The sequence below is a fragment of the Stieleria sedimenti genome, assembly GCF_025060895.1.
Lineage (GTDB): Bacteria > Planctomycetota > Planctomycetia > Pirellulales > Pirellulaceae > Stieleria > Stieleria sedimenti.
In genome coordinates this window covers 1-9,643 of the sequence record NZ_JANZKV010000256.1, presented here as the reverse complement: position 1 = coordinate 9,643, position 9,643 = coordinate 1, and the positions used below count along the sequence as shown (strand labels likewise).

General features: G+C 59.5%; 7 protein-coding genes. 5 read left to right on the top strand and 2 right to left on the bottom strand.

From position 1 onward, the window contains the following. Positions 1 to 16 precede the first annotated feature (16 nt). Positions 17 to 1,906 carry a TolC family protein gene (locus NZK35_RS28470; protein ID WP_407699847.1) on the bottom strand — a complete coding sequence of 630 codons (1,890 nt, stop codon included), beginning with the start codon at positions 1,904 to 1,906 and terminating at the stop codon, positions 17 to 19. Between the two features lie 444 nt (positions 1,907 to 2,350). Here NZK35_RS28470 and NZK35_RS28465 point away from each other — a divergent pair, with 444 nt between their 5' ends. From NZK35_RS28465 to NZK35_RS28455, 3 genes are all read left to right on the top strand, one after another. Next, positions 2,351 to 3,172 (top strand): DUF6690 family protein, encoded by an 822-nt coding sequence (locus NZK35_RS28465; protein WP_259635920.1) that lies wholly within the window; start codon positions 2,351 to 2,353, stop codon positions 3,170 to 3,172. 292 nt (positions 3,173 to 3,464) lie between these two features. Further along, positions 3,465 to 5,009, top strand: a complete 1,545-nt coding sequence (locus NZK35_RS28460) for an AI-2E family transporter (RefSeq protein ID WP_259635919.1) — start codon at positions 3,465 to 3,467, stop codon at positions 5,007 to 5,009. 73 nt (positions 5,010 to 5,082) lie between these two features. Then, on the top strand, positions 5,083 to 6,603 hold the full coding sequence (locus NZK35_RS28455; RefSeq protein WP_259635918.1) for a carboxypeptidase M32: 1,521 nt from the start codon (positions 5,083 to 5,085) through the stop codon (positions 6,601 to 6,603). Between the two features lie 312 nt (positions 6,604 to 6,915). Here the strand turns inward: NZK35_RS28455 and rlmN are convergent, their stop codons facing one another. After that, positions 6,916 to 7,956, bottom strand: coding sequence for a 23S rRNA (adenine(2503)-C(2))-methyltransferase RlmN (gene rlmN / locus NZK35_RS28450; protein ID WP_259635917.1), 1,041 nt, complete (start codon positions 7,954 to 7,956; stop codon positions 6,916 to 6,918). A gap of 160 nt (positions 7,957 to 8,116) precedes the next feature. Here rlmN and NZK35_RS28445 point away from each other — a divergent pair, with 160 nt between their 5' ends. Together NZK35_RS28445 and NZK35_RS28440 are read left to right on the top strand one after the other, a co-directional pair. Continuing rightward, positions 8,117 to 9,304, top strand: coding sequence for a M20/M25/M40 family metallo-hydrolase (locus NZK35_RS28445; protein ID WP_259635916.1), 1,188 nt, complete (start codon positions 8,117 to 8,119; stop codon positions 9,302 to 9,304). Continuing rightward, positions 9,301 to 9,546, top strand: coding sequence for a (2Fe-2S)-binding protein (locus NZK35_RS28440; RefSeq protein ID WP_259635915.1), 246 nt, complete (start codon positions 9,301 to 9,303; stop codon positions 9,544 to 9,546). The genes NZK35_RS28445 and NZK35_RS28440 overlap by 4 nt, the downstream gene beginning before the upstream one ends. Positions 9,547 to 9,643 lie beyond the last annotated feature (97 nt).

Below are 9,643 nucleotides of genomic sequence, written 5' to 3'. Positions count from 1 at the left end.
CCATGTGTGATCGGATTCAATCGACGGGCCGCTCGCGCCGTTCCGCAATCAACAGCACGTCGCTGGTCCGAAGCAACGTTCCTTTTTCCAGATGCACGTTCTTGGTGGCGATCGTGTATTCGACCAATGCGGCGTAATAACGTGACTGCGATTCGCTGACGCGCCGTTGGGCATCAAGCAGTTGATCAAAATTGATCGGCATGCCGGCCTGTTGAGAGGTTTCCAACGCGGCCAGGGCATCGCTGGCGGCGAGATATCGTTGGCGATTGGTTTCGACTTGCGCAAAGGCCCGATCACACTCGGCCACCATGGCGGTCAGGTCGTGAATGATTTGCCGCTGCTGTTCCGCCAAGACCGCCCGTTCCCGCGCCACCTGTAGTTTTGCGTGCCGAACCGCCAGGTGCCCCTGCCGAAATCCAACCGGCAATTTCAGTTCCAGACTGGCTTCGTATTCCTGCAGATCAAACGACGTCAGGTCTGAAATCGCGGAATCACTGCCACCCAGATTCTTGTCGAGACCGCGAAGTCGATACAGCGTGACAAAATCCAGTGACGGCATCAGAAAATTCTTGGCCGCCAACAGTTCCATTTCACGTTGTTTGATCTTCAATCGCTGTTGCTGCAACTCGCTACGCAGCAGAACGGCTTCGCTGGAAATCGATTGCCAATCGAATTCGATGCTTGCGATCGAAGGGTCATCACTCGGGCGAAGTAATGTCCCGTCGCTGATCGGCAACCCGAGGATCAGCCGCAACCGGCGCTCGGCCGCCTGTACGCCACCGACTCCCGCGAACGCTCCTCCGGTCGACGAGTTTCCGTTCTGCGTCCGCATCGAAGGCTTTCCCGCAACGGCATCTTGGTACTCGCTACGAAACCGGTAGTACTGCTCCCGCGCCAAGGCTTCGGCTGCTCCCGATTGGCGATTGCTCGATTTCTGAGCCTCATAGCTCTTCCATGTCTGCTCGCTACGCAACATCGCATCGCGTTTCGCATCGGCATCACGATAGGCAAAGTACAGATCCCAGTACGCGTTGATCACATTGCTGACGTAATCACGGACGCCCTGTTCAAACTTGGCCGACGTGATTTCGCTGTTGACCTTGGCGATCAACACGCCGTTGTAAACACCCGGTACGGCAGCGGGTCCCGCGATGCGATTGAATTGCAGCCCGCCGCCTTGCAGCAAGGGCTGTCTCGCTTCGGCATGCAACTGGGTTTGCCAGGCGCTATCGGTCAGATTGCCCGTCGCATTGTTGGCATCATAATCGGTGACGCTTCGCACCGAGAACTGTGCTCCCGTTGGCGTTCGCTTGCTCAACTGAAACACGTAGTCGTGCGTGTCTTGTTTGAACGCGTTGGCACCGCCACCGAAGAAACGGTTGTTGAATCGACGGTCGTTGTTCTGCCATTTCCCGAAGGCATAGAACTGCGCGTCAAAGGCGCTGAGTGCCGCTTCGACACTCTCTTGCGGATCCAACCGTTGCAGCGATTCGCTGTATTCCGATTGCAGTTGTTCGGGAACCCGCAGCACGCCGGCACCCAAGTCCCGCAACACGCTGTGGTTTTCCAGCGCCATGGACAACGCGTCTCGCAGTGAGATCTCTCGCATCGGAGACGATTCGAGTTGCTCGGTCGATCGCAAGGTTACCGGAGCCGGAACGTGATCCACCGTCGCGACCACGGCCGCTGCAGGTGCTCCGATTTGACACAACACGGCATCGACACAATCGGTACGCTGACCAATCGTCTCGGGCACGCTGTGATACCGATGGCAGCCGAAGTTGGGCAAGGCGACCAGTAGCCCCAGACCGACGCATGCCCAGCGTCGCACGCGCAGCCAAACACGCCCAGACCGAACGGTGGCTGAGTGACGGTCGACGTCGGAGGGAATCGTTGGTTGCAGCAAGTTCCGCGGCACCCTAAGTCTAAAAGTTGACGCACCACTAGTGCTTTGTTCCATTTCAATGTTCGGGTCGATGAGAGATTCGCGAAAAGGGGTCAGACCCCAATAGCCGGAACGGCCCGAAGGGTGCTTCGCACTATTGGGGTCTGACCCCTTTTCGCTGGCCAACCCTAATTGCAAATTGGAACAAAGCACTAGGCATCGCTTTCGTCAGTTATCGAACACCCCGCGGAGATTCCTGAGCCGAAACCGGTGTTTCGATTGATCGTGGCCAACTCTGCCGACCTGCACGAAGCAGCCCAGGCGTGAAACCGAGTTTCACGGCCTGGGGTGCTACGATCGCTAGAGTCATCGTGACCACCAAGGATGGCTGATTCGAAAAGAATGCCGTGCCCGCGTTCCGATGAAAGTGGTTGTGTACACCCTGGAAAACTCGGGACATTGATCATGCCATCCCTCCGCCTCAAACTCACCGCCCTTCTCGCCGCTGCCGCCGTCGGCCCGTACGTCGCGACGGAGACCGAGATGGGTCGCAAAACGATGTCCACGGTCGGTTCGCTCTTTGACGGTGCATCGTCCACGGTCGACGGATTGTCGGGTCTGGCGCCCGGCATTTCGACTGACGAAGAAGTCCGATCGAGCGGCTACGCCAACCACTCCCACTATGAAGTCGAAAAGCTGCGACAAGTCCGTGCAGATCGCTATCGCTATGATTCCGAATTGGCGCGAAAACTGGGCGCCATCCCGGAGGACCCCAACGCAGAGCCGACGCTGAGTGGATATCAGGTCCGAGACCTCCGCGAAGTGATGCGATTCGACATCGGCCCCGAATGGGTCGTCAATCGCTTCTCACGCGTCAGCACGGTGTTGGCGGATATGAACTTGAAAGGCTTGCGCGTTCCAGTGGTGACCGGCATCAGGGCCGACGACGTGGCGGGAACGTTGACGTTCTATTTCGACTATTCCGATCGGTTGCAACGCCTGACCTTCCACGGCTTCACCGGCGATCCGACGCGTTTTTCCGAAACCATGACCGGCTACTACGGTCTGCAACGCGAACCGGCCTTGGAAGCCGGGGCCTTTACCAAACGTTGGAACGGACGGCCCGTGCATTTCATGCGTCTGACGCACGCACCGGTCGTCTACAGCGATGCGATCCACCAGAAATACACCGTGTTTCTGGAACTGAACCAGCCCGACTTGGCGTACGGGATTAGCAACGAAGCGCGCAAGATCGTGATTTCTGACCGTCAAACCGGTCGCTGGTAATCAATGGTCCCGCGATCGAGCAAATGGCGGGGCGACGTTCTTACGAAGCCTCCCGGCACAACACAATCATTCGGCTCGGCGGAAGACTCGCTTTTTGGCCATCATTTGGCGCCTTCTCACTGGCCATCTGAGCCTGTCCGGTAGCACCCCGCTCGCGCCGGGTCTTATGATGCGTCGACACTGATTTCCAAGCTACTCCCAGGGCATCGTTGCCGTGAATTCAGAACCCTCCGCAAATTCCGATGACGCGTCCCGTGATCGAGCAGCGCCATCGTCGGCAGAGACCGCTGACGTGCAAGCTGACGTTCAATCGGCTCCCGCTGCCGCGCCCGTCGGCGGTGCAGCCACCGACGTCGACGCGGCGTCTACCCGATCCGATTCACCACCACGGACGGCCTTGGAAAAGCTACCATCGCTGGCGCGAATCACTTCGGTGATCGTATTGATCGCCGGAATCCTGGTGGTCGGGCTGCTGTTCTACAAGGTGATGGTGGGATTTTTCATTCCGCTGTTCATGGCGGCGGCACTGGTCGTCATCTTCCGCCCACTCAACGAGTGGATTCTGAAGAAACTCAAGGGCCGACGACGGACCGCCGCGGTTGCCACTACCTCGGTGATCCTGGCGATCGTGCTGATGCCGATCGTCTTGCTGCTGACCGTGGCCATCGGTCAGTTGACAGGGTTGGTCAGCCGTACAGATTTGGACGACCTGAACGCGGCATTCGAACGAGGGCGAACCCGCCTCGGCCTGGAACTTCAACATGCCGACCGCTTCCGTCGACTCGACGATCTGGCCGGGATGTTGGACCAAATCGAAGAACCCGAATTGGTCCGGGCGCAGATCGCCGAATCGAAGGAGCTGATCACCTTTCTGGAAAAAGAAGTGGTCGGCGCCGCCCCGACGGGCGAAACCGGCGACGTTGCGAAACAGCGACTCGATGAGTTTGCCGACGTTGTCGAGCAATTGGAAACGGTCCAAGACACGGAGGACCCGGCCGAACGCATCGCGACCGAAGAGCGTTTTCATCGTGGGTCCGTCGTCGCATCCGCGTCGATTCACACTTGGATGAACGCCAAATTGGGCGGATCATTTCGAACGGAAGTCAAACTGTTAACCAATCCCAGTGAAAAAGACTTGGCCGAAGCGATCCGCGCGGCACGGGAGTACTTGCAGCCACGTTTCGTCAAACTGTCCGGGGTGACGGGAAAGGTCGTCGTGCAAATCGTGATCGGCATGTTGATCATGGTGATCTCGATTTACTTTTTCTTCGTCGACGGACCGGCGATGGTGCACACGCTGATGCGGCTCAGTCCCCTCGACGACTCCTACGAACGACGGCTGTTGGGCGAATTTGAAAAGACCAGTCGCGCGGTCGTGCTGGCGAGCATCTTGAGCGCCATCGTGCAGGGACTTCTCGCCGCGATCGCGTTCTTCTTTTGCGGATTCGAATCCTTCATCTTGCTGTTCATGGTCACCACGGTGATGGCCCTGATTCCGTTTTTGGGCGCCGCATCGGTCTGGGTGCCCTGCGCCATCTACTTGGCAGCGGTCGACCAGAGCTACGGAGCGGCAATCTTTTTGGCCATCTATGGCGCCGCGGTCGTCTCGTCGATCGACAACGTGATCAAAGCCTATGTGCTACACGGCCACTCGGAATTACACCCACTGGTCGCACTGTTGAGCGTCCTGGGCGGCGTTCCAGTGTTCGGCCCGATCGGAATCCTGATCGGCCCCATGGTCGTCGTGTTCCTGCAAACCCTGCTCGAAATCCTCAACCACGAACTCGCACTCCGCGATACCCATCCCGAGCCAGACGCCGTCGCCTCGGAAGCGTGAGGCTAGCTGTTAGCTGTTAGATTTTGTTGTCTTCCAGTTCCCATTTTCTGCCCATCATTTTTCTGCCGTCCCCATGCCCTTCAACGAAGCCCAATTCGAATCGGTCTGCGAGACCGCTCGCCGAGCCGCGATCTTCCACTCCGCCGCCGATGCTTTGGAATGGGATGAGCGGACGGGCATGCCGCTCGCAGCCGGTGAGTATCGCGCCGAGCAAGTCAGCACGCTCCGTTCCTCGGCGCATCAACTGCGCACCGACGCCCAATACGGCGACGCATTGCAGGAGTTGCTCGAACACAGCGGCGACTTGGATCCGCACTCGGATCAAGCCGCCACGATTCGGTCCCTGCACCGTGATTTTGTCCGCGACCAAAAACTCCCGCTCGATTTAGTCACCCGGTTGAGCGTCGCGACCGTGCGAGGACAACAGACCTGGGATGACGCCCGCAAACGAGATTCCTTCGCCGCCTTTCAGCCCGCACTGACCGAAATGATCGCACTCAAGCGAGAAGCCGGTTCCCGTATGGCCGCAGGGACCTCGCGCAGCGTCTATGAAGCGTTGCTGGACGAGTATGAACCGGACGCCAAGGTCAGCGAACTCAATCCCGTCTTCAGCGACTTGAAACAGCGGTTGAGCGAATTGATCGTCGCGGTGACCGACTCGCCCCGGCAGCCGAATGTCGAGCCGCTCCAACGCAGTTATCCGATCGCGTCACAGCGGGCCTTCAGTCGCAAGGTGGCCGAGTGGGTCGGATTCGATTTTTCCCGTGGCCGCTTGGATGAAACCAGCCATCCGTTTTGCACCACGTTGGGTCCCAATGACTGCCGCATTCTGACGCGTTACGAAGAACATTGGCTTCCCAGCGGGCTGTTCGGCACGTTGCACGAAGCCGGCCACGGCATGTACGAACAGGGATTGCGAAACGATTGGTTCGGCTTGCCACCGGGCAGCTATGTGTCGCTGGGTCTCCACGAGTCCCAGTCACGTTTGTGGGAAAACCAGGTTGGACGAAGCCGGCCGTTTTGGGACTGGCTGTACCCCAAAGCCCAGCAAGCGTTTTTGGCGGAACTGGGCGAAACCGATTTGGACGAGTTCTATTTCGCCATCAACCAGGTGCGACCGAGCTTGATCCGTGTGGAGGCCGATGAGGCGACGTACAACCTGCACATTTTGATTCGATTCGAACTGGAACAGGCGTTGATCAACGAAGAACTCTCGATCAGCGATCTGCCGGACGCTTGGAATCAACAGTATCAGCAGTGCCTGGGTATCACGCCGCCTTCGGACGCCGATGGCGTGCTGCAGGATGTCCACTGGAGTGCGGGGCTGTTCGGATACTTTCCGACGTACACGCTCGGAAATTTGGCCGCGGCGCAGTTGTTCGACGCCGCCGCGGAAACGTTGGGCGATCTCGACGGCATGATGTCCCGCGGAGAGTTTGCGCCGTTGCTGGAATGGTTGCGAGACAACGTCCATCGCCACGGGCGCAATTTCAGCGGCAGCGAGTTGATCACCGCAGCAACGGGCAAGCCACTTTCATCGGACCACCTGATGCGTTACCTGGAAAACAAGCTGCGACCGCTGTACGGCATCTAACTCCGTTTTTCGCACGTCGCCAGACGCGCCGTGCAAAAGTCCCGGCACGCGGCGTCGGCCCAACGCCGAAGCCCCCGGCGCCAAGCGGGGTATTTTTGTTAGCGGCAGGGCGCGAGCCCTCCGGTCTTTCACGGTGTTTTTGAAGCGCGACCGGACGGCTCGCGCCGTTCCGCTAACTCCTTCAGCGCCAAGAAGCGCGACCGGACGGCTCGCGCCGTTCCGCTAACTCCTTCAGCGCCAATGTAGATGGCATTGCGTGCAGAGATCATCACCACGCGCCGGTCGCTCACGCGTCCCGCTGGAATCTGACTTTCACTTCCCCGCCCGATTGCGTCGCAGCTGTCCGCAGGCGGCGTCAATTTCATCCCCTTTGCGTTGCCGAAACATGACGTTGACGCCCGCGGATTCGAGAATCTGACGGAACTCCGCGATCGCTCGTTGACTGGGCGTCTGGTACGGCAACCCTTCGACGGGATTGTACGGAATGACGTTCAGCAGCACCGTGCGACGCCGCAGCAACTGTGCCAGTTCTTGCGCGTGTTCCGCACCGTCGTTGACACCGCCCAGCAAAACATATTCAAACGTCAGCCTCCGCCCGCTGGCGGCGAAGTAGCGATCGGCAGCGGCCAGGACGGCGTCGATGCCGATCTTCTCGTTCACCGGAACAAGTTGGCTGCGCAATTCCTCGTTCGGTGCGTGCAGACTGACGGCCAGATTGTAGGGCACACCGTTGTCTGCCAACCGATCGATCGCGGGCGGTAAACCCACGGTGCTGATCGTGATCCGCCGCGGGCTGATCCCCAATCCGTCGGCCGACTTAGCCGTCTCAAGCGCCCCGAGCACGCGATCCAGATTTGCCAGCGGTTCGCCCATGCCCATCATCACAATGTGGCTCAACCGTTCTTCCGGTTCCAACCGGGCCTGCAGTCGAAGCATTTGCTCGACGATTTCACCGCGAGTCAAGTTGCGATCGACCCCATCGAGCCCGCTGGCGCAGAACACACAGCCCATCGCGCAGCCGACCTGGCTGCTGACACAGATGCTGCGTCGATTTCCGTCTCGCAACAGCACGCATTCCACTTCTCCACCATCGGCCAATCGCACCAGCAATTTGTCGGTGCCGTCACGGCTGGTTTGCACCGCCGCTTCGTCAGATCGGTAAATCACAAACTCCGACGCAAGTTGCTCGCGGAGTGTTTTGGGCAGGTCGCTCATTGAGTCGAAATCGCGCGCCCGCTTTTCATAGACCCAACCGAAAACCTGCTTCGCACGGAACTTGGGTTGGCCGTGCTCGATCAACCATTGCCGGAAATCGGCAAACGACAGATCCAGCAGGTGCGCGCGGCCGTCCATCGCCGGGGGCTCGTTCGGGGTAGATTCGGTTTGGATGACGGGAAGATTCACGCAGACCAACACGCGGTAAAAGGAAACGAGGCACTCGACACGCCGACGGATCGGACCCTACGCTAATGGGAAAGCCGGCTTTCAGGAACGCCCTCAATTTAACCGCAAGATGAAAGAAATCGTAGTCAACGAAGATGAAGCTCTGGCCCGGTACCTCGATTTGACCGCGATCGAGGGCGGTAGCGGCAACGAACGCGACGTTGCCGACCGCATCGCCGAGGCCTTGGTCCGGGCAGGACTGGACGAATCCGCGATCCAATTCGATGGCGCCGAGACTCGGACCCGTATGCCCGGCAATTGCGGCAACTTGATCGTTCACCTGCCGGGCAGCGGCAAGGGCCCCCGGACGATGCTTTCGGCACACATGGACACGGTCCCGATCTGTCTCGGCAGCGACCCTGTCGTCGACGGGGACCGTGTTCACAGCCGCGGCGGAACCGGGCTGGGGGCGGACGACCGGAGCGGCTGCGCGGCCATCCTGACCGCCGCGATCGAACGACTGCGGCTGGGACGATCCGATCTCGATCCCGCCGTGATCGCCTTTTTCATTCAAGAGGAAATCGGACTGGAAGGGGCACGTCACCTGGACGCGTCGATGGTCGGTCCCGTCGATCAGGCCTTTAATTTTGACGGCGGCGCAATCGAAAAGGTCACCGTCGGTGCGATCGGCGGCGAGCGGATGGAAATCAGTCTGACCGGAATCCCCGCGCACGCCGGTGCCGCCCCGGAACAGGGAGCCAGCGCGATCGTGATGGCTGCCAAAGCGATCGCCGACCTGGAATCCGACGGCTGGCTCGGGCGGATCGAAAAAGAAGGCCGCAGCGGGACGGCGAACGTCGGCGTGATCCAGGGAGGCGACGCCACCAACGTGGTCACCCCCCTGGTGACCTTGCGCGCCGAAGCACGCAGCCATGACCCCGAATTCCGATCACAAATCGTCGCCCAAATCCGCGCCGCGTTCGAAGCTGCGGCCGACTCGGTCACCAATGCCGCCGGTCTTTGCGGCAAATGCGATTTTAAGTCGCGCGTCGATTACGAAGCCTTCTGCCTGGCCGACAACGATCCTTCCGTCAAAACGCTCGAACAGGCACTCAAAGCCATCGGTCGCCAGCCCTACCGTCAAGTCGCCGGCGGAGGGTTGGACGCGAACTGGTTGAAGGAGCATGGCATCCATGCCGTCACCGTCGGCTGTGGCCAAGAGAACATTCACACGGCCGACGAGCAATTGAACATTCCCGATTACCTGGCCGCGTGCCGCGTCGCGACCCTGTTGATCTGTCCCTCCGACGATTCATGAACGACGACCAACCGATCTGCCTGTGCTTTGGCGTTGCCAAGCGGAAAGTCATCCAGTTCATTCGGACCGAGCATCCGAAAACCGTATCGCAACTTTCCGAGTGCTTTGGAGCCGGTACCGGCTGTGGTTGGTGCCGACCGTATTTGGAACAGCTTTGGAAATCCGAAACGCCCGAATCGGAAGCCTTGCCCGACGCAGATCAATACGCGATCGCGCGTCAAAACTACCGCGACGAAAAGTAGGGATCGTACGGTTTGTCCATGCCATCGGCTTTCCGTTTGTCGGCGCCGAACCCAATACCGCTCAGTGAAGGCCGATGTAGTGAGCCGTGACGCGTAA

Bases quoted from the DNA above. Each gene is read 5' to 3' on its own strand.
- NZK35_RS28465 (WP_259635920.1), top strand. From the start codon at position 2,351: ATGCCATCCCTCCGCCTCAAACTCACCGCCCTTCTCGCCGCTGCCGCC.
- NZK35_RS28455 (WP_259635918.1), top strand. From the start codon at position 5,083: ATGCCCTTCAACGAAGCCCAATTCGAATCGGTCTGCGAGACCGCTCGC.
- rlmN (WP_259635917.1), bottom strand. From the start codon at position 7,956: ATGGACGGCCGCGCGCACCTGCTGGATCTGTCGTTTGCCGATTTCCGG.
- NZK35_RS28445 (WP_259635916.1), top strand. From the start codon at position 8,117: ATGAAAGAAATCGTAGTCAACGAAGATGAAGCTCTGGCCCGGTACCTC.
- NZK35_RS28440 (WP_259635915.1), top strand. From the start codon at position 9,301: ATGAACGACGACCAACCGATCTGCCTGTGCTTTGGCGTTGCCAAGCGG.